The organism is Ruegeria sp. CG1, assembly GCF_056537265.1.
The window spans coordinates 108,841-133,858 of sequence record NZ_JBQFRF010000006.1; the positions used below are offsets into that span (position 1 = coordinate 108,841).

27 protein-coding genes are annotated in these 25,018 nt (G+C 59.1%); 19 read left to right on the top strand and 8 right to left on the bottom strand.

What is annotated here, in order from left to right; genetic code table 11:
- Positions 1 to 4 precede the first annotated feature (4 nt).
- The 5 genes from napG to ACR0AU_RS17575 are packed head-to-tail and all read left to right on the top strand — an operon-like array spanning position 5 to position 3,168.
- A complete protein-coding gene (gene napG / locus ACR0AU_RS17555) occupies positions 5 to 823 on the top strand; it encodes a ferredoxin-type protein NapG (RefSeq protein WP_480796019.1) in 819 nt (272 codons plus the stop codon).
- Positions 820 to 1,731 carry a quinol dehydrogenase ferredoxin subunit NapH gene (napH, locus tag ACR0AU_RS17560; protein WP_170566662.1) on the top strand — a complete coding sequence of 304 codons (912 nt, stop codon included), beginning with the start codon at positions 820 to 822 and terminating at the stop codon, positions 1,729 to 1,731. Before napG ends, napH begins: the two co-directional genes overlap by 4 nt.
- A gap of 12 nt (positions 1,732 to 1,743) precedes the next feature.
- On the top strand, positions 1,744 to 2,178 hold the full coding sequence (locus tag ACR0AU_RS17565; protein ID WP_170398181.1) for a nitrate reductase cytochrome c-type subunit: 435 nt from the start codon (positions 1,744 to 1,746) through the stop codon (positions 2,176 to 2,178).
- A gap of 26 nt (positions 2,179 to 2,204) precedes the next feature.
- Positions 2,205 to 2,897: a NapC/NirT family cytochrome c gene (locus ACR0AU_RS17570; RefSeq protein WP_170471354.1), complete on the top strand. Its 693-nt coding sequence runs from the start codon at positions 2,205 to 2,207 to the stop codon at positions 2,895 to 2,897.
- 13 nt (positions 2,898 to 2,910) lie between these two features.
- Positions 2,911 to 3,168 carry a hypothetical protein gene (locus ACR0AU_RS17575; protein ID WP_170566660.1) on the top strand — a complete coding sequence of 86 codons (258 nt, stop codon included), beginning with the start codon at positions 2,911 to 2,913 and terminating at the stop codon, positions 3,166 to 3,168.
- 27 nt (positions 3,169 to 3,195) lie between these two features.
- Here ACR0AU_RS17575 and ACR0AU_RS17580 read toward each other — a convergent pair whose 3' ends face one another.
- Entirely contained in the window at positions 3,196 to 3,897 is a 702-nt protein-coding gene (locus ACR0AU_RS17580; protein WP_170566658.1) for a Crp/Fnr family transcriptional regulator, read from the bottom strand.
- A gap of 185 nt (positions 3,898 to 4,082) precedes the next feature.
- Between ACR0AU_RS17580 and hemA the strand changes: the two genes are divergently transcribed.
- On the top strand, positions 4,083 to 5,306 hold the full coding sequence (gene hemA / locus ACR0AU_RS17585) for a 5-aminolevulinate synthase (protein ID WP_480796020.1): 1,224 nt from the start codon (positions 4,083 to 4,085) through the stop codon (positions 5,304 to 5,306).
- A gap of 59 nt (positions 5,307 to 5,365) precedes the next feature.
- Here the strand turns inward: hemA and ACR0AU_RS17590 are convergent, their stop codons facing one another.
- The 6 genes from ACR0AU_RS17590 to ACR0AU_RS17615 are packed head-to-tail and all read right to left on the bottom strand — an operon-like array spanning position 5,366 to position 10,784.
- Entirely contained in the window at positions 5,366 to 5,653 is a 288-nt protein-coding gene (locus ACR0AU_RS17590; RefSeq protein WP_480761970.1) for a cytochrome C oxidase subunit IV family protein, read from the bottom strand.
- A gap of 5 nt (positions 5,654 to 5,658) precedes the next feature.
- Positions 5,659 to 6,207 (bottom strand): cytochrome c oxidase subunit 3, encoded by a 549-nt coding sequence (locus ACR0AU_RS17595; RefSeq protein ID WP_480761972.1) that lies wholly within the window; start codon positions 6,205 to 6,207, stop codon positions 5,659 to 5,661.
- Entirely contained in the window at positions 6,204 to 8,126 is a 1,923-nt protein-coding gene (locus ACR0AU_RS17600) for a nitric oxide reductase activation protein NorD (protein WP_480796021.1), read from the bottom strand. Before ACR0AU_RS17600 ends, ACR0AU_RS17595 begins: the two co-directional genes overlap by 4 nt.
- A 9-nt stretch (positions 8,127 to 8,135) precedes the next feature.
- Positions 8,136 to 8,945 (bottom strand): CbbQ/NirQ/NorQ/GpvN family protein, encoded by an 810-nt coding sequence (locus tag ACR0AU_RS17605; protein ID WP_170398158.1) that lies wholly within the window; start codon positions 8,943 to 8,945, stop codon positions 8,136 to 8,138.
- Positions 8,946 to 8,950: 5 nt separating this feature from the next.
- Complete coding sequence (locus tag ACR0AU_RS17610) at positions 8,951 to 10,318, bottom strand: cbb3-type cytochrome c oxidase subunit I (RefSeq protein WP_170398155.1); 1,368 nt, start codon at positions 10,316 to 10,318, stop codon at positions 8,951 to 8,953.
- A 16-nt stretch (positions 10,319 to 10,334) separates the two neighbouring features.
- Positions 10,335 to 10,784, bottom strand: a complete 450-nt coding sequence (locus tag ACR0AU_RS17615; protein ID WP_480796022.1) for a c-type cytochrome — start codon at positions 10,782 to 10,784, stop codon at positions 10,335 to 10,337.
- 272 nt (positions 10,785 to 11,056) lie between these two features.
- On the opposite strand from ACR0AU_RS17615, the gene ACR0AU_RS17620 reads away from it, so the two are divergent.
- Positions 11,057 to 12,169 carry a Hint domain-containing protein gene (locus ACR0AU_RS17620; protein ID WP_480707446.1) on the top strand — a complete coding sequence of 371 codons (1,113 nt, stop codon included), beginning with the start codon at positions 11,057 to 11,059 and terminating at the stop codon, positions 12,167 to 12,169.
- A gap of 15 nt (positions 12,170 to 12,184) precedes the next feature.
- On the opposite strand, the gene ACR0AU_RS17625 is transcribed toward ACR0AU_RS17620, so the two are convergent.
- Positions 12,185 to 13,375, bottom strand: coding sequence for an NnrS family protein (locus tag ACR0AU_RS17625; protein WP_480796023.1), 1,191 nt, complete (start codon positions 13,373 to 13,375; stop codon positions 12,185 to 12,187).
- Between the two features lie 242 nt (positions 13,376 to 13,617).
- Here ACR0AU_RS17625 and ACR0AU_RS17630 point away from each other — a divergent pair, with 242 nt between their 5' ends.
- The 12 genes from ACR0AU_RS17630 to ACR0AU_RS17685 all read left to right on the top strand — a co-directional run bounded on the left by ACR0AU_RS17630 (position 13,618) and on the right by ACR0AU_RS17685 (position 24,999).
- A complete protein-coding gene (locus ACR0AU_RS17630; RefSeq protein ID WP_170398146.1) occupies positions 13,618 to 15,294 on the top strand; it encodes a cytochrome D1 domain-containing protein in 1,677 nt (558 codons plus the stop codon).
- A 125-nt stretch (positions 15,295 to 15,419) separates the two neighbouring features.
- A complete protein-coding gene (locus ACR0AU_RS17635; protein WP_170398143.1) occupies positions 15,420 to 17,204 on the top strand; it encodes a NapC/NirT family cytochrome c in 1,785 nt (594 codons plus the stop codon).
- A 54-nt stretch (positions 17,205 to 17,258) separates the two neighbouring features.
- Positions 17,259 to 17,660, top strand: a complete 402-nt coding sequence (locus ACR0AU_RS17640; RefSeq protein ID WP_170733819.1) for a plastocyanin/azurin family copper-binding protein — start codon at positions 17,259 to 17,261, stop codon at positions 17,658 to 17,660.
- Between the two features lie 189 nt (positions 17,661 to 17,849).
- Complete coding sequence (cobA, locus tag ACR0AU_RS17645) at positions 17,850 to 18,611, top strand: uroporphyrinogen-III C-methyltransferase (protein ID WP_170408092.1); 762 nt, start codon at positions 17,850 to 17,852, stop codon at positions 18,609 to 18,611.
- Positions 18,604 to 18,975, top strand: a complete 372-nt coding sequence (locus tag ACR0AU_RS17650; RefSeq protein WP_480796024.1) for a c-type cytochrome — start codon at positions 18,604 to 18,606, stop codon at positions 18,973 to 18,975. Before cobA ends, ACR0AU_RS17650 begins: the two co-directional genes overlap by 8 nt.
- Complete coding sequence (locus tag ACR0AU_RS17655; protein ID WP_170625394.1) at positions 18,972 to 20,117, top strand: cytochrome D1 domain-containing protein; 1,146 nt, start codon at positions 18,972 to 18,974, stop codon at positions 20,115 to 20,117. Before ACR0AU_RS17650 ends, ACR0AU_RS17655 begins: the two co-directional genes overlap by 4 nt.
- Position 20,118: 1 nt before the next feature.
- On the top strand, positions 20,119 to 21,108 hold the full coding sequence (ahbB, locus tag ACR0AU_RS17660) for a siroheme decarboxylase subunit beta (RefSeq protein WP_480707451.1): 990 nt from the start codon (positions 20,119 to 20,121) through the stop codon (positions 21,106 to 21,108).
- The gene (locus ACR0AU_RS17665) at positions 21,105 to 21,554 is read left to right on the top strand and encodes an AsnC family transcriptional regulator (protein ID WP_170625392.1); all 450 of its coding nucleotides are present in this window, start codon (positions 21,105 to 21,107) and stop codon (positions 21,552 to 21,554) included. Before ahbB (ACR0AU_RS17660) ends, ACR0AU_RS17665 begins: the two co-directional genes overlap by 4 nt.
- A complete protein-coding gene (gene ahbB / locus ACR0AU_RS17670) occupies positions 21,551 to 22,033 on the top strand; it encodes a siroheme decarboxylase subunit beta (protein ID WP_170613120.1) in 483 nt (160 codons plus the stop codon). The genes ACR0AU_RS17665 and ahbB (ACR0AU_RS17670) overlap by 4 nt, the downstream gene beginning before the upstream one ends.
- A gap of 3 nt (positions 22,034 to 22,036) precedes the next feature.
- Positions 22,037 to 23,251: a heme d1 biosynthesis radical SAM protein NirJ gene (gene nirJ / locus ACR0AU_RS17675; RefSeq protein ID WP_223117358.1), complete on the top strand. Its 1,215-nt coding sequence runs from the start codon at positions 22,037 to 22,039 to the stop codon at positions 23,249 to 23,251.
- Positions 23,226 to 24,779: a cytochrome D1 domain-containing protein gene (locus ACR0AU_RS17680; RefSeq protein ID WP_480796025.1), complete on the top strand. Its 1,554-nt coding sequence runs from the start codon at positions 23,226 to 23,228 to the stop codon at positions 24,777 to 24,779. The genes nirJ and ACR0AU_RS17680 overlap by 26 nt, the downstream gene beginning before the upstream one ends.
- Positions 24,736 to 24,999 (top strand): hypothetical protein, encoded by a 264-nt coding sequence (locus tag ACR0AU_RS17685; protein WP_170398115.1) that lies wholly within the window; start codon positions 24,736 to 24,738, stop codon positions 24,997 to 24,999. Before ACR0AU_RS17680 ends, ACR0AU_RS17685 begins: the two co-directional genes overlap by 44 nt.
- Positions 25,000 to 25,018: the final 19 nt, after the last annotated feature.

Sequence of the window (25,018 nt, forward strand, 5' to 3'; positions counted from 1 at the left end):
CCCCATGTCTCGTATTGGCACACCCCTTTCGCCGCAGCGGCGCCGGTTCCTGCAGGACTCGGCGCGCGCAGCGGGCGGCTGCGTAGCAGCCGGGTCCTTGCTGGCCTGGCTGGCGCGGGACGCGCGGGCGTTGCCGGCCGAGGCATTGCGCCCCCCCGGTGCCTTGCCCGAAAAAGACTTTCTGTCAGCCTGCATCCGCTGTGGTCTGTGCGTGCGAGAGTGTCCCTATGACACGCTGAAACTGGCCGAGCTGGGTGTCGATGCGATGGCCACCGGCACGCCGTATTTCACCGCGCGTGATATCCCTTGCGAAATGTGTGACGACATCCCCTGCGTCGCTGCCTGTCCGACCGGGGCGCTGGACCCCGGACTGGACAATATCGACGACGCCAAGATGGGTGTCGCCGTTCTGGTCGATCAGGAAAACTGCCTGAACTTCTTCGGCCTGCGCTGCGATGTCTGTTACCGCGTCTGCCCCGTCATCGACGAGGCCATTACGCTGGAGACCGAACACAACGCCCGCTCGGGCAGTCATGCAATCTTCATTCCAACCGTTCACGCCGATCATTGCACCGGCTGCGGCGTTTGCGAGAAAAGCTGCGTTCTGCCCGAAGCGGCGATCAAAGTTCTTCCCGCCCGATTGGCTCGGGGCAGCAGCGCCGATCACTACCGCAAGGGCTGGGAAGAGAAAGAAGCCAAAGGCGCGCCCGTCGTCGAAGGTATCATCGATTTGCCTGATCGCCTGCCGGGGCCGGGCACCGATAACCTTGTCGCACCGGGCGGGTATGAGCCCAGCTTCAAATTGCCGGAGGTCACTCAATGACCGTCCGCACAAACATGCCGCTGGGGCATGAAGCTATCGCCGCCAAAGGTTGGCTGAGTGCCCATAAATACCTGCTGCTGCGCCGCGCCAGCCAGGTGTTCTTCCTGGTACTGTTCCTGTTGGGCCCGTGGTTCGGCCTCTGGATCGTGCAGGGCACTCTGGCCGGGTCGCTGACCCTAGGCGTACTGCCCCTGACCGATCCGTTTGTCTTTCTGCAAAGTCTGATCGCAGGGCACTGGCCCGAGCTGACCGCCGCCATTGGTGCCGTCATCGTTCTGGTTACCTACGCGCTGGTCGGAGGCCGCGTCTATTGCTCGTGGGTCTGCCCGATCAACCCTGTAACCGACGGCGCGCACTGGCTGCACCGCAAGCTGGGCCTGCAAAAAGGCTGGCAGCCCAAACGCGGAACGCGGCTGTGGATCATGGCCACCGTGCTGGTCGTGTCCGGCCTGACCGGCGCAATTGCATGGGAACTGGTCAACCCGATCACCATGCTGCATCGCGGACTGATCTTTGGCATGGGCTTCGTCTGGGCGATGGTCGCCGCGATCTTCCTGTTTGACTTGCTTGTCTCGCGCCATGGATGGTGCGGCCATGTCTGCCCCGTAGGCGCATTCTACGGACTGGTGGGCAGCAAGGCGATGCTGCGGGTCAGCGCCGCCAATCGCAACGCCTGTGACGATTGCATGGACTGCTACGCGGTTTGCCCGGAAAACCATGTGATCTCTCCGGCGCTGAAAGGCAAAGACAACCCGCTGATCCTGTCGCCCGACTGCACCAATTGCGGTCGCTGCATCGATGTCTGCGCTGAAGACGTTTTCAAATTCACCCATCGGTTCGACGCCCTGACCGTCGCGCCACCGGAATCAACCGCCGCGCCCCAGCCGCGCGCCTCAAGACCTTTTTGAAGGAGTGAGAAGATGAAAAAGCCGATCCTAGTGGGCCTTGCCCTGATCCCGCCGCTGCTCCTCGGTGGCCTGGCCCTCGCGCAGTCTGCCGGAGTTAACAGCCTACGCGGTGCCGAAGTCGATGAGCCCGCCGTTCTGGATCAGGTGCATCGGACAGTCGAAGGCCGAATGCAGCGTAATTATCGCCAGCAGCCGCCGCTGATCCCACATTCGATCGAACAGTACCAGATTGACCTGCGCACCAATCAGTGCCTCTCCTGCCATGACTGGACCAAGGCTGGTGAGCGCAACGCTCCGACGTTGTCGATGACTCACTATCTGGACCGCGAAGGGCGAGAGTTGGATCAGATCGCCGGCACACGGTATTTCTGCAATCAGTGCCACGTGCCGCAGGCCGATGCGCTGCCGCTGGTCGACAACACTTTTGAACCTTCCTCCGGAAACTAAACTCAGGTCGAAAAGGAGAGCGTGACATGTCCGACTCCCAAGAAAAACAAGGGCTCATCCGGCGCCTCTGGACCTGGTTCTGGAGCCCGATCGCCGTCCTCAGCGTTGGCTTCACCCTGCTTGCCGGATTTCTGGCAGGCATCCTGTTCTGGGGTGGGTTCCACTGGACGCTGGAACTGACGAATACAGAAGAGTTCTGCACCTCGTGTCACACGATGGAGGTCAATCTCGGCGAATACCGTGAGACGATCCACTACAACAACCATTCGGGCGTGCGGGCGATCTGTTCGGATTGCCACGTCCCGGACGAGTGGAACCATAAGATCAAAGCCAAGATCATGGCCGTGAAGGATGTCTACCACGAACTGGCAGGCACGATCAGCACGCCCGAGAAGTATGAGGATCATCGTCTCGCCATGGCGACGGCCGTTTGGAAGAAGATGAAAGCATCCGACAGCCGGGAATGCCGTAACTGTCACAACTTCGACTATATGGACTTCACGATTCAGGAAACCCGGGCCGCCAATGAACACCAGCGCGCGATCGATAACGGCATGACCTGTATCGACTGCCATCAGGGTATCGCGCACAGCCTCCCACCCAACTATCTGGAAACGTATGAAAAGATTGCGAAAGAGATAGACGGCGAGGTTCTGCAGGAACACGCAGCCGCTTCAGGGGACGACATCCGCGCGTTCCTGAACAAAAGCTCGGATTAAGGTGGGGACAGAGATGTTAGAGTTACTTGGAACCATCGGCGGTAACGTATTGGGCCTGCCCGGCATTCTTGGTCTGGCACTGGGCATGATGACACGCCAATTATGGCTGGGAGCCCTTTTGGGCGGTCTGGTTGGTCTGATCGCACCGCTGCTTTTTGCAGGGTGGCAGTTTTCCCATGTCGGGACCATGGCGCTGGTCATCGCCATCATCGTCGGTGTCTGTGCCGGTAGCCTTGGCACCGCCATTCGCCGCAAGGGCGCGACGGTCTGAACAGGTCAACCCGGCGGCAGTGCCGGGTTACCGCCCCCAGTTTTCCGCCGGATCGCTTTCGGCATAATCCCGCAATTTGCCGATATCCGAAATCTCGGCGTGGTTGCGGTTTATCTTTACCCCGACCGCCTTGAGCCGCGAAAACGCCCGGCTCAGGCTTTCGGGCTTCATCCCTAGACGACCCGCGATCAGCATCTTGTCATAAGGCAGCGATACTTCGCACTCACCCGCATCAGTGTCACAGAGGTTCAGCAAAAACTCGGCGACCCGCTGCGCACCGGTCTGCGCCTTGAGCTGTTCCAGCTGCGCCACCAGCGAGTGCAGATGCGTAAAGGTCGCGGCCAGAATTGAAATCCCGATCTCCGGATTTTCCTTCATCAACGAGATAAGGATCGGGCTGGGGATGTGCATCACTTCGCAGGCCGATACGGCCTCAGCTGAAACGGGGTAAGGCACGTTACGCAGCGCCACGGCCTCGCCAAAACTGTCACCACGTTTGAAGACGCTCACGACGGCTTCGGCCCCGGTGGGGGTCATGCGGAACAGCTTGACCCAACCCTCAAGCACGACGTGGATGGCCTGCGCTTTTTCCTCCTGCAGGAATATTGTCTCACCACGGTCATACTGACGCCAGATCGCGTGGCTCAGCAGTGTTTCCACATGCTGTTCCGGTAAACTGCGCAGCAGCAGCGACTGACGTGCGATCGCTTTTTGTGCTTCGTGAGACAAGAGAATACCCCTGTTATTTCCTGCCGGCGCATGGGCGCGGTCGGTCCATCCCTGTTCCACGCTATGCCAGAGCCGGCAGTTGTGCACCATAGTTTTATGTTGTCTAAACTTGACTATTGTCATGTTGCGGCTTGGTTCGCTGCCCTATTCTCGGCTCAAAGCCAGTATTCCGGGGAGCACGTAACATGGACTACGAGCGTTATTTCAGTCAAAGCCTCAGTGACCTTCGGGATGAAGGGAACTATCGTGTTTTCATAGACTTGCAACGTCGCTGTGGTTCTTTCCCGAACGCACGTCAGACGGATGGATCTGTCCAGCGAAATGTGCGGATCTGGTGTTCGAATGACTATCTTGGCATGGGTCAGCACCCATCAGTTATCGATGCAATGCATGACGCATTGGATCGCTGTGGCGCGGGGGCCGGGGGCACGCGAAACATATCAGGCACCACTCACGACCACGTGCTGCTTGAGGCCGAACTGGCCGATCTGCATGGAAAGGAAGCCGCGCTTCTGTTTACTTCCGGGTATGTTTCGAATTGGGCAGCCCTTGGCACTCTCGCCGCGAAAATCCCCGGCCTGCTCGTATTCTCTGATGCACTGAACCATGCCTCGATGATCGAAGGCATCCGCCACTCGCGGGCGCAGAAGGTGATCTGGAAACACAACGATTTGGATGACCTTGAAGCCAAACTGGCCGCAGCTGATCCCGATGCGCCGAAGATGATCGCGTTCGAGTCGGTCTATTCGATGGATGGTGACATCGCCCCCATCAAAGAGATTTGCGATCTCGCCGACAAATACGGCGCGATGACCTATCTGGATGAGGTTCATGCCGTTGGCCTCTATGGGCCACGCGGCGGTGGTATCGCTGAACGAGAAGGCCTCATGGATCGCCTGACGGTGATTGAAGGCACGCTTGGTAAAGCGTTCGGTGTGGTGGGCGGGTATATTGCTGCCTCGGCTGCGCTGTGCGATTTCGTGCGCAGCTTCGCCAGCGGGTTTATTTTTACCACCGCCCTGCCACCATCGATCGCGGCCGGGGCCGCGGCCTCGATCCGGCATTTGAAACAATCGAATGCTGAACGCGACCTGCAGAAAGCCCGTGTATCGCAGGTTCGGGCTCGTTTGGATGCGGAAGGTATTCCTCATATTCCTAACCCCAGCCACATCATCCCGGTGATGGTTGGCGATCCGGTGAAGTGCAAGTTTATCTCGGACACGCTGCTGGAAGAGTTCGGCATCTACATTCAGCCGATCAATTATCCCACCGTACCAAAAGGGACCGAGCGTCTGCGGATCACGCCGTCTCCGGTACATACGGATGAGGATATCGAGCATCTGGTTGGCGCGCTGTCCACCCTCTGGCAACGCTGTCAGATTGCGCGCATGCCGATGGCAGCCCAGTAACCAAGAAGCGCCCCCTAGCGTAATACTTCGCCGTCTCCCCGGAGGCGGCGTTTTTTGAGTCAGATCAGGTAGAGGGCGAAGACAATGATGGCAAAGCCCGTCAGCACCATGGTGAAACCTCGCAGCCAGGCCGGGCTGTTTACGAGATCAAGATAACAAGCCAGGATAACGCGACATTTCGCCAGTGCGAGGACCAGAATACACCCCGCCAGAACGGCTGGCGGGATGGGCAGCACAGTCAGCAGTGCTGATGCGACGCTGAGCACCAAAAGGGTCAGCCATGCAAGTGTGAGCGAATTATGGAGCGCCCTTCGCCAGTATTTGGGAAAAGATGGTGCTGCAGGCATCGGAATTATCCCAGCAGGTAGATCACGGGGAAAAGCAGGATCCAGACCAGATCGACCATGTGCCAGAATTGCGCACCTGCCTCAATGTTGCGTGGATCGTCACGCCAGGCGACCAGCAGCAGGATACCGACCCCTGCCAACACATGTGCGGCGTGAAACCCGGTCAGCAGATAATAGAACAGGAAAAACGGGTGGGTCTCATAGGTGATCCCCTGTGCAGCTTTGCCCGCGTATTCCGCACCTTTGATGATCAGGAACACGACACCCAGCGCGGCGGCAGTGATCAAGGCCATTCGAGCCACGCCCCGGCGCGCGATTTTTCGCCACTGCAGCGCCTGCGCCGCCAGATAGCCCGAGGTGACCAGCACCACCGTATTGAGCGCCGCCCCTGTCCGGTAAAGGTGCGATTGAGCCTCGGCAAATCCTGTCGGGTCGGTCAGGCGCACGCCCATAAAGGCAATCAGGCCCGCACCGAAAACCAGCAATTCCGAGATGATCAGAACCCACATCAGCAGCTCGCCCGGAAGCTCATCGATCAAAGAGGCGTCGCTCATGCTCCAACCAGTTGGCGGTAGATCTGAGGCAGGGCCATGATCAGCCGGTGCGGGTCGGGGATGACGGCGAAGCCGCCTTGACCGAACATGCGCGGGAACCAGCTTTTGCCGGTTTTGTCGATGGTAACGCCATAGACCGATTGCCCTGCCCTACGCGCCTCGCGCACGGCCATGCAGGTGTCTTCGATACCGTGGCGACCCTCGTAATGGTCCAGGTCGTTGGGTTTGCCGTCAGTGATGATCAATAGCAACCGGCGTTTGCGCGATTGGCTGGCCAGATCGGCGGAACAATGGCGGATTGCGGCGCCGAGGCGGGTATAGTGGCCGGGGCGCAGCGAGGCGATGCGCTGTTCCACCAAACCACCCATCGGCTCATCGAAGCGTTTACAGCGCTGCACATAAACCCGCTGGCGTTTCAGCGAGCTGAAGGCGTGGATGGCGAAATCGTCGCCGCAGGCGTTCAGACCCCAGGCGAGTGCCGCAAGAGCCTCGCGTTCAATGTCGATTACGGCGCGGCCTGTGACAGCGCTTTCGGTCGAGCGGCTGACATCCAGCAGGATAGACACCGCCAAATCGCGCGCCTCGGGGCGCGATTGCATCCAAATACGTTCGGTGCCTTCGCCATTGGCACAACGGTCTACCTGCGCCCGAACGGCTGCCTCGATATCCAATTGATCACCATCCAGATGACCGCGCGTCATCACGCGGCCCGGGCGCAGCGCCTCGAACTGGCGTTTCACGGCGCGGATGCGGCGGGCAGTGGCGGGGTCTTTGCCGAACTCGGCGGCATCTTCGCGAATCTCGGCATCCGAGGTCAGAACGTTGACATGATCGGGCAAGTATTGGCCGATGCGCACGTCCCATTCGGGATACAAAACCCGTCCCGACAGGCGTTCGCGGTTCACGTCCTCCGGAGCGAGGTCCAGATGAAGTTTCAGTTTGGTCGGCGGCGCCTTCGAGATCTGACCCAAGCCAATCTCTTCCTGATCATCGGCGGCTTTCTTGGCGTTATCAGGATCGTCATCGTCGATGCGCCGGTTGATGTTCAGGAACTCAGCCCAACTGAGGATCGCTTCGAACTTGTGCAGGATGAAACTGTCGCTGCGGTTGGCCTGATCCGATTTGCGGCGGCGGGCACGGTGGGTTTTTTCGCCGGATTCCTCGGGCGGTCCTTCGGTTTCGGGGTTCTCCACTTCGTTATGTTCGGAGAACCCGACCGGGCGCAACTCGGGCCACAGCGGGACAGGCCGGAAATGTTGATAGCCGCGCGGGGCGGTGAGGTCGTCATCCAACGCTAGAAGATGTTCAGCCTTTGGCGACAAAGGCGCGGGGTCGCCCAGCATGTGGCGGACCAGTTCTTCAACCGCTGCCTCGACGGGTGGCAGCCCGGAAATGTCGCGTTGATACAGCACGCCCTTGCACAGCTCGGTATAAAGCGGGCGCAGGCCGGGGGCGTTGTGCAACGCCGCCTCGACCATCTGTCGGGCGGCGACAAGCGCATGCAGGTCGGCGCGCAACGGGTCGTCTTCGTCGATACGAGTTCCGGCATGTGCAGCGGCGGCGGCCAGCCAGACATAAAGCGCACCGTTGGCTTCACGCGCGGGAAACACCGCCAGCCGATCCGGCAAACGCAGAACTTCGCCATCGAACGACGCACGCGGCATCATCTCGGCCTCGGTTGCCAGACGACGACGCCACCCCAGACGGTGGCGCGAAATCTCGGGCGAGACCGGGCGCAATTCTACGCCCGGACTACCCCCAAGTCCTCGAAAGAGGACTGCCAGCCGCCCTGCGACCTCTGAGAGGTCAACCGCGGCTCCATCATGCACTTCAGGTGCATCAAGGCGACTGGCAAGGGTGTGCCACAGTTTCCCGATCGTTTCTTCGGGTTCCCATGGCTCAAAATCGATCCTGACCATCGGCCGGCCTCACCCAAAGACAGCCGTGACAAGATCGAGGAGCCCGCGTTTGATATCCTCATCATCAGTCAGAGGTTCGATCATTGCGGCGAGGATGGCGCGGTCGGTGGACATGCCCTGTGCGATCAGCGTCGCGGCATAAACGACTAGCCGGGTGGACACGCCTTCCTCAAGGTCCTGACCCTTAAGCCCGCGCAACTTTCCTGCAAGGCGTACCAGCGGTTTACAGCGTTCAAGCGGCAGACCGCTTTCTTGCGCGACGACTTCGGCCTCCATCTCGGGCGAAGGAAAGTCGAATTCCAGCGAGATGAACCGCTGCCTGGTCGAGGGTTTCAGGGTTTTCAGGATATTCTGGTATCCGGGGTTGTACGAGGCCACCAGCATGAAGCCGGGCGCGGCCTCAAGCTCTTCGCCGGTGCGGTCGATCGGCAGGATGCGCCGGTCATCGGTCAGCGGGTGCAGCACAACGGTGACGTCCTTGCGGGCTTCGACCACCTCATCAAGGTAGCAGATCGCGCCTTCGCGCACCGCACGAGTCAGAGGGCCATCAACCCAGACGGTTTCGCCGCCCTTCAACAGGTAGCGACCGATCAGGTCGGCGGCGGCGAGGTCATCGTGGCAGGCCACGGTGTAAAGCGGGCGGCCAAGCTTGGCAGCCATATGGGCCACAAAGCGGGTCTTGCCGCAACCTGTTGGGCCTTTCAGCAAGACCGGCAGGTCGTTGTTGTAGGCGGCGGTGAACACATCGCATTCATCGCTTTGGGCGAGGTAGAAGGGGGCGTTCGCCGCCCCCTCATTCAGTTTCATGGAGCCATCCATATCCATTACTCCGCAGGGGTTTCAGAGGCACCGGGTTCAATCACCTCTTTCCGGGGCACCCAGATCGAGTAGATGAACAGCAGCGCACCAAGGACCACGACCACACCAGAGCCAAGACGCATCCAGTAGAAGATCGCAATCTGGTCCTGCACGTCCATAAAGTAGTCTCCGACCACCCGCTGCATGTGCGTCTGCACGGTGCCGCCGAAGGTCAGCACGAAGGTCATGAAGACCATGCCGCTGGTCATCAGCCAGAACGACCCCATGTTCAGCACCTGATTGTAGGGATCACGGTTCTTCAGGATCGGCATCGCATAGCTGAATATCGCCAGGTTGAGGCAGACATAAGCACCGTAGAAAGCCAGGTGACCGTGGGCTGCGGTGATCTGCGTGCCATGGGTATAGTAGTTCACCCCGTGCAGCGTGTGCAGGAAGCCCCAGACACCGGCACCGAAGAAGGCAAGCGTTGCACAGCCCAGTGACCACAGCAGAGCGGCCTTGTTAGGGTGGTCACGACGGCCCTTCCAGACCATGACGAAGGCAAAGGCCATCATCGCGAAGAACGGGATCACCTCGAGGCTTGAGAAGATCGAACCGATCCACTGCCAATAGCCGGGTGTACCGATCCAATAGTAGTGGTGACCTGTCCCAAGGATGCCCGAGAACAGCGCGGCGGCGACGATGACATAGAGCCATTTCTCGACCACCTCACGGTCAACGCCCGTAAGCTTCAGCATCAGGTAGGCCAGGATCGAGGCCATGATCAGCTCCCATACGCCTTCGACCCATAGGTGGACGACATACCACCAGTATTGCTTGTCCAAGGACAGGTTGCCCGGGTTGTAGAAAGCAAACAGGAACAGCAGCGCCAGACCCCAGAGGCCCAGAACAAGGATGCTCGAAATCGCCGTCTTCTTGCCCTTCAGAACGGTCAGTGACACGTTGTAAAGGAACATCAGCGCGGCCACGACGATGCCCGCCTTGACCCATTTGGGTTGTTCAAGGAACTCGCGCCCCTCTTTGCCCAGCAGCCAGTTGCCTTCGAACAGGTTGAAGACATAGGTCACGACCACGCCCAGCGTGCCAACCACAAGAATAATCAACTGCAGATAGGCCAGCTTGGTCGAATGGATCTCGCGCTCGGTCTCTTCGGGGATCAGGAAGTAGGCTGCACCGAAGAAGCCCAGCAGCAGCCAGACGATCAGAGAGTTGGTGTGCAGCATCCGTACGATATTGAACGGCAGAAGCTCACTCAGGAAGTTCGGGAATACATAGATGAAACCGGCCAGCAGGCCGCCGATTACCTGTACCGCGAACAGGGCCATCGCTACTGCGAAGTAGGCGTAGGCGATTTTTTGGGATTCGTATTTCATTGCTCCGTTCCCTTTCTCAGCCTGCCTCATTGGGCGGCCAGCCCTGCGCATCGATGTTGTCCGTCCAGATCAAGAAGTTGGTCAGATCGCGGATCTCTTCGTCGCTGAGGTTGAAATTGGGCATCTGCCGACGACCGGGAATGCCGGTCGGCTGCGCCTCCATCCAGCCCTTGAGCGCTTCAAAGGCCGAATCCGGGTCGTCCAGCACACCCCAGCGGGTCATCACATTCCCGACTTCCGGCGCGTAGTAGGCGCCCTCGCCCAGGATCGTGTGACAGTTGATGCAGGCATGTTTTTCCCAGACATGTTTGCCCCGAACCACACTGTCATCAAGCTTCGCCGAATTCTCGGAGTTGACGATGTACCAGTGCGAGTGGGCCGACAGGGCCAGGAAGATGAGGATGAAGAACAGTGACCCGCCATAGAATATGTTGCGAGCCATGCTCTTTGTCATGACTTCTCGCATTGCGCTCTCCTTTGCGCAGATTAGCTAGTCTGATGACAATGGCGGGTGGGTCGCAGGGCTGCCTTAACGAAAGTCAAGCATGCCAAAGTAAGCGCGGAATTGGACACCTGTGGTCATAATTGCGTCAGTATCACTAAAATGCCCTCAGATTGCCTTGAAAAATAGTACTTAGAACAGCATGTTTCCGGACGTTCGAAAAGTTGAAGCGAGCGTTCTCGATTTATTGGTGAATAGAGGTGCTTAGATGGCACCTGAAGCGTGGTGGTTAAAGAATGGCGAACTACTCATACATCGGATACGCACCCGGCGTCATTACGGTGAATACAATTGGGCCTGATACGATCACCCTGGACGCAAGCTATGACCCCGCGACGGACCGAAGGGTATTCAATGTTGAGGACGAGGCCGGTGGTTTCATTCGAAATGGGTTTGGCCCGCCAGTTCCCGATACCGGGGATGTTTTCAACGGCGACAGATTCAACAACGAAAATGGCGACGACGATACACAGACCGGAACAGTAACAAACCTTGATGGTTCGACAACGTTTCTGAGCGGCGACATCTATCTGGAAGAATCCTACATTCTGACGAATCCCAGTGGTGGTACGATCACTGTGTACCTTGTCGAGGTTGAAGGAACCAACGCTGGCTACATAACCTCTGAGCCCCTAGATCCCGGGGTGACGTATTCGATGAGCGTCGTCAACGTTACACCGAGCAACGCACCGGACACGACTGACCCCGATTCCATCGTTGATGTTCCTTGTTTCTCAGCCGGAACGCTTATTGCGACACCTGATGGTGATGTCGCGATAGAAACGCTTTCCGCTGGTGACAAGGTTGTCACCTTGGATCATGGACCACAACCAATTCGCTGGATCGGCGCGCGCGCTCTGGATAGGTCTGAATTTGCGCTCAATCCCAAGCTGCGCCCGATCCGAATCGCAGCGGGCAGCCTGGGAAGCAACCTGCCGCGACGTGATCTGTTGGTCTCGCCGCAGCATCGCATGTTGATCCGTTCGAGTATCGCCGTTCGCATGTTCGACAGCGAGGAGGTTCTGGTCCCAGCCCATAAGCTGGTCGGCATACCCGGCATAACCGTCGACGAGACAGCTCAGGGCGTGGTGTATTTCCATATTCTGTTCGACCGGCATGAGATCGTGCTGGCGGAAGGCGCGCCGTCAGAAAGCCTATTCACAGGCAAACAAGCCTTGAAAGGAATACAGCCCGAGGCGCTGGCCGAAATTGTTGCGCTCTTCCCAGAGTTAGCTTTGCCAGACCATCAACCAATCGCAGCCCGCCAGATTCCAAAACGCGGAAGACAAATCCATACTTTGCTGCAACGACATATTAAGAATGACAGGGCGTTGCTCCGACCTTCTTGATCTAAAAACCGTTGCTCAGGCCGCTAGACGTGGCCCGGTCAACGCGGACCACATCGCAACCAGATACAAGACGATGGCGCAGATCCACAGCCCATCTGAGGCCAGCATCGCAACCAGATATCCCTGGTCAAACGCCGACCCGATCCAGCGCAAAACTGCGGCTGCCGCCATCAAACCGTAAGCGATCGCCATGGGTGGCGGGGCCACGAGGGCACGGCCACTATGGCCAAGGGCGGCCCGACTCATCACGGCAAGGGTCATGCCGCCGACGCAACCAATGCCCAGAACATGCAGCGCCCCGATCTCGCTGCCGAACCCCTGCACTGCCAGCCCCCACAGGATCAGGCCCAGCGCCAGCATGCCCAGCCCGAGATGCAACGCGATCAGAATCGGCTGCCGCAGTGCCCAGCGTGCGCGCCAACGTGCCATGCGCAGGATCTGAGCAACGCCAAGCATCAGCGCGGTAGCGCCTGATACAGGTCCGATTCCAAAGACGAGCACGCTCAGCGGCAGTGACAGTGCAAGCCCCATGGCGGCTTTATCAAACGCTCCTACCGAAATAGGCCAGTTGGATTCGGGCTCTCCCGCGCGTTTCATCGCATTTCGGGTGAAAGCCGGCGTAATGCGCCCGCCAAGTATCGCGATTAGGCTGCAAAGCGTCAGCAACCCCGCCCGCAATCCGATGTTCAGCGTATCGTTGGTCACACCGATCCACTCTAAATGGGTTAACAAGTTGGCAATCCAGATCGCACTGAGCAGCAAAAGGAATACCATGTTCTGCGGTTTGGGGCGTCGGATCAGCTGAGTAGCAATCTTTGCCGCCAGAATTGGAACAAAGACCAGATCGAACACAGCGACCAGAACCGGCGGCAGCGCACCGGAGAACCACATCGCTACCCGACCGGCAAGCCAGAGACCTGCAGCCAGCATGATGAACCGGGCGCGCGCCTCTGGGGTCCCGGTCCAGTTGGGAACAGCCGTCAGAAAGAACCCGCCCAGAGCTGCTGTGGCATAGCCAAAGATCATCTCATGCGCGTGCCACATTGGGGGACTCATGGAATAGGTTGGGTCTTCGTATCCGACCAACCCGGTCTGCGTCATCAACCAAAAACCCCACGCGCCTCCCGCGAACAGACCAAAAAGTCCGGCGGACAGGAAAAAGATGCGAAACCCCTCGCCCAATACGCGCGCGATCACTGCCGACATGCCTGTTCTCCTCGGCCTCAATGGCTGTTGGAACAGGTTTAGCAAGGCCGACCAGTGATGGACTTAACCGAAATCAAGCATCCGAAAAACATGTCCCTGAAACTCAGGTTTTCCCTTTGTTTTATGGCTCATTATAGCCCGTCAATTTCCAATTTGCGCGCGTTCCGTTGACTTTCGTCAAGGATGACAAACGCGTGATGTTTCACCCTAGGACCTGCCTCACCAGCAAATGGAGAGTGATCATGTCACTTGGAATCAGCTACAACAGAACTGGCCGCGCCTTAGGGGTCGGTTTGGCAATGTTGCTGGGCAGCGTCGCTGCGCCAGTCTTTGCCGAAGAGCCAACCCTGAGCAAGGAAGCCTTTGAATCATCAAAACAACTTTACTTTGAGCGCTGCGCCGGTTGTCACGGTGTGTTGCGCAAAGGGGCAACCGGCAAAAGCCTTGAGCCTCTGGTTGAAACGAAGAATGACGATGGTACCGTAACCGAGTCTGGCACCCTGAAACTGGGGCAGGAGCGACTGGAAAAAATCATCGCATGGGGCACCGAAGGCGGGATGAACAACTTCTCGGACGTGATGTCCGAAGAAGAAATCCGCGATATGGCGACCTACATCCAGATGGAGCCGCCCCAACCGCCGGAAATGTCGCTTGAACAGATGATGGCGACCCGCAAGGTCTATGTCGAACCCGAAGATTACCCGACCGAGCCGCTGCATGGCCGCAACTGGGAAAACTTCTTTGTCGTCATCGAACGTGACGTGGGCAAAGTGGCCGTGATCGACGGCGACACCAAAGAGGTGCTGGCGCATATCCCGACCGGTTACGCCGTGCACGTCCTGAAAGCGTCCGAGCACCATAAACTGGAAGAACCCGAAAATCCGGGCCGCTTCTGGTACACCATGGGCCGCGACGGGAAGATGACCAAGATCGACCTGTGGCAGAACCCCGAGAACATGCTGGTTGCCGAGGTTACCATTGGTTATGACGCGCGCGACGTGGCGGTATCGGGTGACGGTAAATACGTCATCGGTGGCGCCTACTGGCCCCCTCATTTCGCCATCGTCGACGCCGAAACCATGGAGCCGAAAAAGGTTGTCTCGACCCGGGGTTACAACGTGGACGGGGATTATGTGGAAGAGGCCCGCGTGGCCGCCATCTACACCACCCCGAACGAGCCCACATGGATCGTGGCCGTCAAGGAGCTCGGTCAGCTTTGGCAGGTGGACTACTCCGATCTGGACAACCTGCGTATCGACAAGATCGACAGCGCAAAGTTCCTGCATGACGGGTTCTTTGATCCGACCGGCCGTTATTTCCAGATCGCCGCAAACGCGTCGAACAAGATGGTCGTGGTCGATACCGAGACTCATAAGCTGGAAGCTATGATCGATACCGCGCCGCTGCCGCACCCCGGCCCGGGCGCCAACTGGGATGACCCGAATTGCGGTCCTGTTGCCGGTACGACCCACCTGGGCGAAGGCACGGTTACCGTTTGGGGCAACGACCCCGAAGGCCGCCCGGACGATGCCTGGAAAGTCTGCTACGAGGTGGAAACCGACGGACCCGGTCTGTTCATCCGGACCCATCCGAACTCGGACTACATCTGGGCCGACCAGACCAAGCACCCCGAGCCTGAGATCCAGCAATCGGTGCAGGTCATCGACAAGGCAACCGGTGAGATCGTGAAAACGATCCAGATCACAGAAGAAGAAGGCAACGTCGCCGTCCACTTCGAGTTCAACCAAGACGGATCCGAGGTCTGGGTGTCCAAGTGGAACCGCTCGACCTCGAAAGAGCCAAATGGTGAGATCGTGATCTTCGACGCCAAGACGCTGGAAGAGATCGGCCGCGTGAAAGGACTGTTTGCACCCACCGGCAAGTTCAACGTCTACAACCGTTCGAACCACGTCACCTGACGGGTTTTGTACTCAGCACCGGAAAGGGCGGGCCCCTCGCCCGCCCTTTCCTCGTTTGACTCATCAGCCAAATCCACAGGCCTGACATCCAGGGCCAGAAAAAGAAGCCAAAACGGAGACCGGATATGACCTCCGAACCGGAAAAGAAAAAACCAATCTGGCGCCGGTATTTCCTGTGGGGAATGCCCGTGGCCGGGATCGCTGCGGCCTTTGCCGCCGGCATCATCTTCTGGGGCGGGTTCAACACCGCTATGGAAGCTACCAACACCAAGGAATTCTGCGTCTCGTGCCACGAGATGCGAGATTTCGTTTACGAAGAATACACCGGCACAATCCACGACGTGAACCGTTCGGGCGTAGGCGCGGTCTGTTCCGACTGTCACGTGCCCAAGGATTGGACTCACAAGATCATCCGCAAGATCAAGGCGTCCAAAGAGCTGTATGGCAAGGTGGTCGGCACCATAAACACGCGCGAGAAATTCGAAGCCAAGCGCGTGCATCTGGCTATGAATGAATGGGAGCGGATGAAATCCACGGACTCGCGCGAGTGCCGCAACTGCCATGACTTCGAGTCGATGATGCCCGAGTTCCAGAAACCCCGCGCCCGTCAGCAGCACCTAAACGCGATGACCGTCGGTCAGACCTGTATTGACTGCCACAAGGGGATTGCGCACTCGGACGCCCGCGACCGGGCCGACGAAGAGTATCTGGAAAAGCTTGAAGCGCCGAACCCAGATTTCATTCGCGAAATCCCGGCCGAATACCTGGCAAGTCTCGAACGCATCGAAGCCAAGGAAGCTGCCGATGCCGAGGCTGAGAAAGCCGCGCGTGTAGCCCAGCAAGAGGCCGTACAGGCCCAGATCGCAGCAGCGGTTGACGCAGCCGTCGCGGAAGAGCGTGCCAAAGCTTCTGGCGAAGATGCCGCAGCCCCGGCAGGTGGCGGCAGCGATGTTGGCACAAATATCGATTGGGCCGCTGTCCCCGGTGCAGATATGAAACTGTTCTATCCTGGTCAGGCCTCGTTTGAATGGGTTCAGAACGGCAGATCCCACGGCGGAGCACGTCCTTTGACCAAGGGCGGAGACAAGTGCACCACCTGTCACGCTGCCGAACTGGACGCGATCGGCAACAAGATCGTGGCCGGTGGGGATCTGGAACCAACCCCGATCCCGGGCAAACGCGGCGTGATAGACGCCACCGTTCAAGCCGCGCATGATGATGAGACCCTCTATATCCGTCTGCAATGGCCGGATGCGGGCCACAACCCCGCCCCCTTTGTCGATGGCGGCAAGATGGACCCGGACAACCAGATCAAGGTGGCCATGATGATCACCGGCACTGGGATTGAGCTGGGCGATCAGGTCGGCTGCTGGGCCTCGTGCCATGCAGACAACAGCTACATGCCCTTTGACCCGGGTGCCGAGGCGATTGCCGCAAATGGCGATGTCTCGGGTCGGCTGAGCACGCAGGACACTGTGACCAAATACATCAGCGAAAGCCGCACCGAGGTCGAGATCAAAGGCCGCCGCGGTAAGGCGCTGGGTGGCTGGGACAAGCTGCAGGCCGCCGATCAGATCGAGCAGTATTTGGCCGATGGCACCTATCTGGATCTGATGCGCGTCTACGCGGACGGCAGCGCCACCAACGGCTATCTGCTGGAACAGCGCGTGGTCAATGACGGTGAGATCGCCGCCTCGGCCAGCCTTGATGCAGGTATGTGGACCGTGGTCTTCACGCGCCCATTGAACTCGGGCGCAGCTGGTGACGTGCCGCTGGAGGCCGGTCAGACCTATACGGTGGGCTTTGCCATCCACGATGACTTTGCCGCCGCACGGTTCCACCACGTGACGCTGGATACCAGCCTAGCATTGGACGACGACAACGCCTTTATCAACGTCGTCAAACAATAAGGAAGAGGGGCCGGGCGATCCGGCCCCTTCCGCTTAAAAGAGGAGACTTGGACAATGAAACCCAAACACCTTCTCCCTGCGCTGCTGCTTCTGGCCGCGCCCGCATGGGCAGAGGACACCGCCGCGCTGTGTGCCGAAGCCGAAGAGCGCTATGTCGAGCTGTTCGACCAGCCCTCCTCCGCCGTTGAGGATGCCGATGTGGTGCTGATGTACAAATACACGTTCTGCCCAGCCGAGCTAACCGTGAAACCGGGCACAACCGTGCGCTGGGTGAATGTCGATAAGCGCACCAGTCACTCGGTCCTGCTGAAAGACGGCAGCGAGCCCGAAAGCGACCGTCTGTTTCCTGAGGAGACGGTTGACCTGACCTTCCTCACCCCGGGTCCGCAGGACTATCTGTGTGGCCCGCATTGGGAGACACAGAACATGATCGGCATGATCACCGTCGAACCCTGAGCCGAGGCAATCATACAGGCAAGCCGAAAGGAGCGCGGGGCAATTCCCGCGCTCCTTAACTTTAGTCAAGGAGGTTCCTTTCCGATTACGCCAGTCTGCCCGCATGACACGCCCGGCTCACCCAGCAACGTCCCCTGATCGCGCAGGAATTCCGGGCTCCGAATACATTCAGACCAAGCGAGTTTGCACATGAGCGGTAAGGTTTTTCTGATTGGCGCAGGCCCCGGTGACCCCGAACTGATGACCCTGCGCGCGCTGCGGATGCTGCAAGAGGCGGACGTGGTGGTCTATGACCGTCTGGTCTCGGCCGATATCCTCAATCTGCACGCTGATGGCGCACGGCTGATCCCGGTTGGGAAGGCCCCCAAGTGTCATACCGTGCCGCAGGATCGCATCAACGAAATCCTCGTCGAGGAAGCCAGCGCCGGTCACACCGTTGCTCGCCTCAAGGGGGGTGACCCGATGATCTTCGGACGCGGCTCGGAAGAGGCCGCGCACCTGATGGCAAACGGCATCCCAGTCGAATACGCGCCAGGCATTACCGCAGCGCAGGGGGCATCCTGTTCGACAGGCGTGCCGCTGACCCATCGCGGGTTGGCGACATCGGTGCAATATGTCACCGGGCACCGACAGGCCGACAAGGTGCTGGATCTGGATTGGAAACGTCTGGCCGACCCGGACTCGACCTTAGTCGTCTATATGGGCGTCGCCAATATCGGCCAGATCGCCATGGGACTGATGACCGAGAACCTGCCCGGCTCAACTCCGGTTTTGGCGGTAGGCAAAGCGACCACACCTGATGAGCGCCGGATGGTATCCCGGCTGGATCGGCTGGCCGCTGATGTGCGCAAGGCCGGGCTAAAGGCGCCCACGCTGTTCATCATCGGCAAGGTAGTTTCACTTTATGCAGAACGGCCTGTGGCCGACCTTTTGGAGCAGGCGCATGGCTAAGTTCGGTTCCGGAAGGCCGGCACTGCAACCGGCTGTGAGAGGACGCAAAGGATGGGCAGCACGTGCTGTTCTCACTTCCGCAGTGCTTGTTGCCACCACGGCCTTCGCTGCTGACACGCTTGACGCCAACGCACTGAAACGCCTTGTCCATCAGGATTGCGGCTCATGCCATGGGTTATCGCTGAAAGGCGGCCTCGGCCCCGATCTGCGGTCCAAAACACTGGAACACTACGATGCCGAGGTACTGACCGGCGTGATCCTCGACGGCATCCCCGACACCGCGATGCCCCCATGGCGGCCCTTGATCAGCGAAGAAGAGGCCGAATGGATCGCCCGTTACCTGCTGGCACAGGAGGCACAATGAAACAGCTCATCCTTACCCTCGCCGCCACCCTTATGATGACCACCGCCCAGGCTGAACCCACGGCGACCGGCGACCTAGGACTTGTGATCGAACGCGCCAAGGGCTCGGTTCTTCTGGTGGACCAATCCGACCGCGCAGCGCTGGCGCGGATCGAAGGTCTGGGCGATCTGTCCCATGCCTCGCTGGTCTATTCACCCGATGAACGCTTTGCCTATGTATTTGGACGAGACGGCGGCCTGACTAAGGTGGATATCGTCACCCGCCAGATCGTGAACCGGGTCGTGCAGGCGGGCAACGCCATTGGCGGTGCCATTTCGGATGACGGCGAGCTGGTCGCTGTATCGAATTATGAACCTGGCGGTGTGCGCGTCTTCGATGCGGACACGCTAGAGATGGTCGCGGACATTCCCACCGACAGCAAAACCATCGGATTGGTCGATGCACCCGGCCGCCGGTTCGTCTTCACCATGTGGGACACGGGCGAGACCTGGATTGCTGATTTCTCCAACGGCGCACCCGCGATCACCAAGATCCCCGAAATGGGCAAGAATCCTTACGACGCGCTGATCACCGCAAATGGCCGCACCTATATCACTGGCTTGTTTGGCGAGGATGGCCTGACCGCGCTGGACCTTTGGGCCGAGACGCCCGAACCCATCCGCGTGCTGCCCAACTATGGGCGCGGGCAAGAGGAGATGCCCGTCTACAAGATGCCCCACCTCGAAGGCTGGGCGCTGACCGGGCGCGAATTTGTGCTGCCCGCCGTCGGCCATCACGAGGTTCTGTGGATCGACGCCGACACTTTGACCGAAACCGGACGTACGCAGACCCATGGTCAGCCGGTCTTTGCCATGGCCCGTCCTGACGGGCGGCAGGTTTGGGTGAACTTTGCCCACCCTCTGAACGACACCATTCAGGTTATTGATTCTGTGACCAAGGAGATCATTCACGAATTCAAACCCGGCCCTGCCGTACTGCATATGGAGTTCACTCCGCGAGGGCATGAGGTCTGGATCAGCGTGCGCGACGCCAACAAGGTTATGGTCTACGACACGCAAACGTTTGAAAAGCTGCGCGAGATTGAGGCCGACAGCCCATCCGGCATTTTCTTCACCGCCCGTGCGCACAGAATGGGGCTTTGACATGCAACACATCACCGATCCCATCGACCGTCGTTTGCTGGACGAGTTTCAGCGCGACTTTCCGATAACAGAGCGTCCGTTTCAGGTGTTGGCGTCTTTGCTAGGGCTGGACGAAGCCGAGGTGATTGATCGCCTAACTCGCATGCAGGCCACCGGGCGGATTACACGCGTAGGTGCCACCATCGCTCCGGGCGCGGTTTCGGCCAGCACCTTGGCCGCTGTTGCGGCCCCCGAACATCGGTTGGAAGAGATTGCAGCCCTGATCGACGCCGAACCGGGCGTGAACCACAACTACCAGCGGGAGGATGACTGGAACCTCTGGTTCGTCGCAACCGGCCCGGATCGCACCCATGTCGATGACACCCTTGCACGGATATCGCAGCGTTCCGGACTGCGGGTTCTGGACCTGCGCCTCGTACGTCCATTCAACGTCGATTTGGGCTTTCGTATGTCGGGAAAAACACGCAATGTTCCTGGCCTTCGTAAGGTGGATCGCTCAGCCATGCAGCCCGGAGATCGCGAGTTGCTGCAGGCGCTCAGCTCGGGCCTGACCCTGACAGAGATTCCTTATGCCGCATTGGCACAAACGCTGGGCAGAGATGATTCCAACGTAATGGGACGTATCGAAGCGCTGCAAACAGCAGGCATAATCTCTCGTCTCGGGGTTATCGTGCGCCACCGGGCGCTCGGCTGGTCAGCCAATGCGATGGTTGTTTGGGACATGCCGCCCGAACAGGTGGACACGGCTGGACCGGCGCTGGCGGCCTATCCCGGCGTGACGCTGTGCTATGAGCGCAACCCGGTCAAGGATGTCTGGCCCTATCGCCTCTATTCCATGATCCATGCACGCTCGCGCCCCGAAGCGATGGAGGTTCTGGCCGCAGCCGCCGCTCTGCCCGAACTGGCAGGCGCACGGAACAAAGTGCTGTTCTCGACCCGTTGTTTCAAACAGACCGGCGCGTTGATCCAACCGAAAGAGGCAGCAGCATGACTATGGACGCAACCGACCGCGTAATCCTGAACCGGATGCAGGATGACCTGCCGCTGACCGCGCATCCCTTTGCCAGTGTAGCCCAGGAACTTGGGATTCCCGAAGACGAACTCCTAACCCGTCTCGCACGAATGAAAGAGCAGCGGATCATCACACGTTTCGGCCCGTTTTTCGACGCCGCTGCAATGGGTGGAGCGTTCTGCCTGTGCGCCATGGCCGTGCCAGAGGATGCATTCGAAACCGTCCTGACCAAAGTCAATGCGCACGCCGAGGTTGCCCATAATTATGAGCGTACGCACCGGCTGAACATGTGGTTCGTGCTGGCCACCGAAACGCCTGAGGGGATCGAGGCCGCCGCTGATGCGATCGAACGGGAAACGGGGATCGAAGTTCTCCGTTTCCCCAAACTACAGGAATTTTTCATCGGCTTCCGGGTGGCAGCATGATCGACGTTCAGGACAGAGAGATTATCGAAGCGCTGCAAAGCGGCCTGCCGCTTGTGCCTGCGCCTTATGCAGCCGTTGCCGAAACACTTGGGTTGGACGAGGATGCCCTTTTGTATCGTCTGGCAGAGCTGAAATCCCATGGTGTTATCCGCCGCATCGCCGCCGCTCCGAACCACTACAAGCTGGGGATGACGGCAAACGGGATGACTGTTTGGGATGTAGACGACAGCCAGATTGCGGAATTGGGCACACAGATCGGGGCGCTGCCCTTTGTCACCCACTGTTACGAACGTCCCCGCGCCCTGCCCGATTGGCCCTATAACCTGTTCGCCATGGTCCACGGTTCTGACCGGGACGAGGTCGAGGAAAAACGCGCCGAGATCACCGCCATTCTGGGCGAGGCCTGCCGGGCCAAGGACATCCTCTATTCCACGCGTATCCTGAAAAAGACCGGGCTGCGCCTGAAAAAGAAAGGCTGAGACATGTTCCGCCTGACCGAATACATGCAGCAGCTCGTCAAACCGACACCGGTGCGCAGACGCCGTCCCGGCCCGGTGAAGCCGGTAGTGATCTGGAACCTGACGCGGCGCTGCAATCTGAAATGCCGCCACTGTTACACAGTTTCAGCAGATGTCGCGTTCCCCGGTGAGCTCAGTCACGAGCAAGCCATGGTAACCCTTGAGGATCTGGGCCAATTCCGCGTCCCGGCCCTGATCCTCTCGGGTGGGGAACCGCTGGACCGGTTCGATTTCTTCGACATCGCCAAACGCGCCCGCGATCTGGTGCCGATGCTGGCACTGTCGACCAACGGTACGCGGATTTACGACGAAACCGCCGACATGATCGCCGACGTGGGCTTCAACTATGTCGGCATTTCGCTGGACGGGATCGGGGCCACAAATGACTGGTTCCGGGGCGTCGAAGGCGCCTTTGCCGACGCCCTGCGCGGTGTTCGCGAATGTAAGAAACGCGGCATCAAAGTGGGTCTGCGTTTCTGCCTGACCGAGGGCACACAGCACCACCTGCCTGACCTGCTGCAACTGTGCGACGATGAGGGTGTCGACAAGTTCTACCTGTCTCACCTCGTCTATGCCGGGCGCGGTGACAAGAACCGAGGCGAGGATGCCGAGCATTTGCGCACCCGTAAGGGTTTGGATTTGTTGTTGGAACGTGCGTGGGAAGCCGTCTCGGGCGGCCGTCCGCTGGATATCGTGACTGGCAATAACGATGCCGATGCCGGGTATTTCCTGAACTGGGTTCGGTCGCATTTCGACCATGACAAAGCTGCCAATGTGCGGGAACATCTTGCGGCGTGGGGTGGCAACTCTAGCGGTTTGGGCGTGGCCAATATCGACAACCTCGGCCGCGTGCATCCCGATACCTATTGGTCCGATTACACTGTTGGCAATGTGAAGACCAAATCGTTTTCGGAACTCTGGACCAGCGATGACCCGATGCTCGCCATGCTGCGTACCCGTCCGCGTCCTTTGAAGGGGCGTTGCGGGGCCTGTCAATTAAAGGATGTCTGCGGTGGCAACACCCGCATCCGTGCTCTGCAACTGACCGGCGACCCGTGGGCCGAGGACCCGGCCTGCTATCTATCAAACGAAGAAATCGGTGTGCAGGGCGCAGGCGAGCGTCTGCAGGTCACGCCGTTCCGAGGGAAAAGCCATGATCCGGCGCATCAATTCTTTTGACACCTTGAAAATCGGCACATTCTGCTCGCTGCTGCTGACCGGCGCAGCTTGGGCTGATGCACCTTCGGATTATGCTGAATTCTGTGCCTCATGTCATGGCGAAAACCGTCTGGGTGGGGTCGGTCCGGCGCTGATCCCCGAGACGTTGAAACGGATGCGTGGGCCACGCGTGGCGGCGGTTATTGCCGAAGGGCGTACGGCCACCCAGATGCCTGCGTTTTCGCACGAGTTGGACGCGTTGCAGATCGAGGAACTGGCGGGATGGTTGAAATCTCCGCTGGAGACCGATCCCGAATGGGGTGAGGCCGATATCATGGCCAGCCGGACTCTGGATGATGAGTACGCATCGGTTGACGCGCCTGTCTGGGACAGCGACCCGATGAACATCACGCTGGTGGTGGAAACAGGCGATCATCATGTCAGTGTGCTGGACGGCGATACGTTCGAGGTTCTGGATCGGTTCGAAACCCCGTTCGCCGTGCATGGTGGGCCGAAGTTCAGCCCCGATGGCCGCTATGTCTTCATCATGTCGCGCGATGGCTGGGTGCAGAAATATGATATCTGGGCGCTGAAACAGGTGGGCCGCGTGCGCGCGGGGTTAAACAGCCGCAACATCGCAATGTCGGGTGACGGCAAATGGGTGGCGGTAGCGAACTATTTACCGAACTCGCTGACCCTGCTGTCGACAGAGGACTTGTCGGTCGCGAAAGTCATTGAAGTCAAGAGCAAAAAGGGCGTTCCCAGCCGTGTTTCTGCCGTTTATCAGGCACCACCGCGCGAAAGCTTTGTTCTGGCGCTGAAGGATGTCCCTGAGATTTGGGAGGTGTTCTACGGGGCCAACCCGCCGCAATCCGGTATTGGCCACGATTTCCGCATCGAGGGGCAGTTCAAGAACCCTGACCCGTTCCCCGTGCGCAAGATCACCACGCCTGATTATCTGGACGATTTCTTTTTCGATCAGAGTTATGAATACGTTATGGGCGCCTCGCGTGATGGCAAGGGCGGGCAGGTGATTGATCTGGTGATCGGTCATAAGATCGCGGATCTGGACCTGCCGGGGATGCCTCACTTAGGTTCGGGGATCACCTGGCAGCAGGGCGACACCACCGTGATGGCGACGCCGCATCTGACCGATGGCACGGTCTCGGTGATCGACATGGGAACATGGGAAACCGTCAAGCGGATCAAAACCGAAGGGCCAGGATTTTTCATGCGCAGCCATGAGAACTCGCCTTACGTCTGGGCCGATGTGTTCTTTGGCCCGAACAAGGATGCCATGCACGTGATCGACAAGCAAAGCCTTGAAATCGTGAGAACTTTGCGCCCCGCGCCGGGTAAGACCGTGGCGCATGTAGAATTCACCAAGGATGGCAGTCACGCGCTGGTTTCGATCTGGGAAGATGACGGCGCGGTGATCGTCTATGACGCGCAAACGCTGGAAGAGGTCCGGCGCCTGCCGATGCGTAAACCGTCTGGGAAGTACAATGTCTGGAACAAAATCACCTTCTCGGAAGGCACCAGCCACTGAAGGCAAATGGCCGGTCTGGAAGCTGGCCATCCTGCTTTATCCTGCCACGGCTCTGACCGTGGCCATCAACCTGTTTCTGGCTGGGCTGATCCTGCACAGCGCGGGGTTTGGTGCCATTGAACCAGTACCTGCGATCTTATGGTCCATCCCCTTGGGCGTGCCCGCCTCATGGCTGGCGGGGCGCTGGGTGCGTGGCCTGATGGATGAGGCAGACGATTGATTTGAAAAGAAAATCAGAA

What these genes read in the sequence shown, in the direction of transcription:
- napG (WP_480796019.1), top strand. Translation starts at nt 5, where the DNA reads ATGTCTCGTATTGGCACACCCCTTTCGCCGCAGCGGCGCCGGTTCCTG.
- napH (WP_170566662.1), top strand. Translation starts at nt 820, where the DNA reads ATGACCGTCCGCACAAACATGCCGCTGGGGCATGAAGCTATCGCCGCC.
- ACR0AU_RS17565 (WP_170398181.1), top strand. Translation starts at nt 1,744, where the DNA reads ATGAAAAAGCCGATCCTAGTGGGCCTTGCCCTGATCCCGCCGCTGCTC.
- ACR0AU_RS17570 (WP_170471354.1), top strand. Translation starts at nt 2,205, where the DNA reads ATGTCCGACTCCCAAGAAAAACAAGGGCTCATCCGGCGCCTCTGGACC.
- ACR0AU_RS17575 (WP_170566660.1), top strand. Translation starts at nt 2,911, where the DNA reads ATGTTAGAGTTACTTGGAACCATCGGCGGTAACGTATTGGGCCTGCCC.
- hemA (WP_480796020.1), top strand. Translation starts at nt 4,083, where the DNA reads ATGGACTACGAGCGTTATTTCAGTCAAAGCCTCAGTGACCTTCGGGAT.
- ACR0AU_RS17590 (WP_480761970.1), bottom strand. Translation starts at nt 5,653, where the DNA reads ATGCCTGCAGCACCATCTTTTCCCAAATACTGGCGAAGGGCGCTCCAT.
- ACR0AU_RS17595 (WP_480761972.1), bottom strand. Translation starts at nt 6,207, where the DNA reads ATGAGCGACGCCTCTTTGATCGATGAGCTTCCGGGCGAGCTGCTGATG.
- ACR0AU_RS17600 (WP_480796021.1), bottom strand. Translation starts at nt 8,126, where the DNA reads ATGGTCAGGATCGATTTTGAGCCATGGGAACCCGAAGAAACGATCGGG.
- ACR0AU_RS17605 (WP_170398158.1), bottom strand. Translation starts at nt 8,945, where the DNA reads ATGGATGGCTCCATGAAACTGAATGAGGGGGCGGCGAACGCCCCCTTC.
- ACR0AU_RS17610 (WP_170398155.1), bottom strand. Translation starts at nt 10,318, where the DNA reads ATGAAATACGAATCCCAAAAAATCGCCTACGCCTACTTCGCAGTAGCG.
- ACR0AU_RS17615 (WP_480796022.1), bottom strand. Translation starts at nt 10,784, where the DNA reads ATGCGAGAAGTCATGACAAAGAGCATGGCTCGCAACATATTCTATGGC.
- ACR0AU_RS17620 (WP_480707446.1), top strand. Translation starts at nt 11,057, where the DNA reads ATGGCGAACTACTCATACATCGGATACGCACCCGGCGTCATTACGGTG.
- ACR0AU_RS17625 (WP_480796023.1), bottom strand. Translation starts at nt 13,375, where the DNA reads ATGTCGGCAGTGATCGCGCGCGTATTGGGCGAGGGGTTTCGCATCTTT.
- ACR0AU_RS17630 (WP_170398146.1), top strand. Translation starts at nt 13,618, where the DNA reads ATGTCACTTGGAATCAGCTACAACAGAACTGGCCGCGCCTTAGGGGTC.
- ACR0AU_RS17635 (WP_170398143.1), top strand. Translation starts at nt 15,420, where the DNA reads ATGACCTCCGAACCGGAAAAGAAAAAACCAATCTGGCGCCGGTATTTC.
- ACR0AU_RS17640 (WP_170733819.1), top strand. Translation starts at nt 17,259, where the DNA reads ATGAAACCCAAACACCTTCTCCCTGCGCTGCTGCTTCTGGCCGCGCCC.
- cobA (WP_170408092.1), top strand. Translation starts at nt 17,850, where the DNA reads ATGAGCGGTAAGGTTTTTCTGATTGGCGCAGGCCCCGGTGACCCCGAA.
- ACR0AU_RS17650 (WP_480796024.1), top strand. Translation starts at nt 18,604, where the DNA reads ATGGCTAAGTTCGGTTCCGGAAGGCCGGCACTGCAACCGGCTGTGAGA.
- ACR0AU_RS17655 (WP_170625394.1), top strand. Translation starts at nt 18,972, where the DNA reads ATGAAACAGCTCATCCTTACCCTCGCCGCCACCCTTATGATGACCACC.
- ahbB (WP_480707451.1), top strand. Translation starts at nt 20,119, where the DNA reads ATGCAACACATCACCGATCCCATCGACCGTCGTTTGCTGGACGAGTTT.
- ACR0AU_RS17665 (WP_170625392.1), top strand. Translation starts at nt 21,105, where the DNA reads ATGACTATGGACGCAACCGACCGCGTAATCCTGAACCGGATGCAGGAT.
- ahbB (WP_170613120.1), top strand. Translation starts at nt 21,551, where the DNA reads ATGATCGACGTTCAGGACAGAGAGATTATCGAAGCGCTGCAAAGCGGC.
- nirJ (WP_223117358.1), top strand. Translation starts at nt 22,037, where the DNA reads ATGTTCCGCCTGACCGAATACATGCAGCAGCTCGTCAAACCGACACCG.
- ACR0AU_RS17680 (WP_480796025.1), top strand. Translation starts at nt 23,226, where the DNA reads ATGATCCGGCGCATCAATTCTTTTGACACCTTGAAAATCGGCACATTC.
- ACR0AU_RS17685 (WP_170398115.1), top strand. Translation starts at nt 24,736, where the DNA reads ATGTCTGGAACAAAATCACCTTCTCGGAAGGCACCAGCCACTGAAGGC.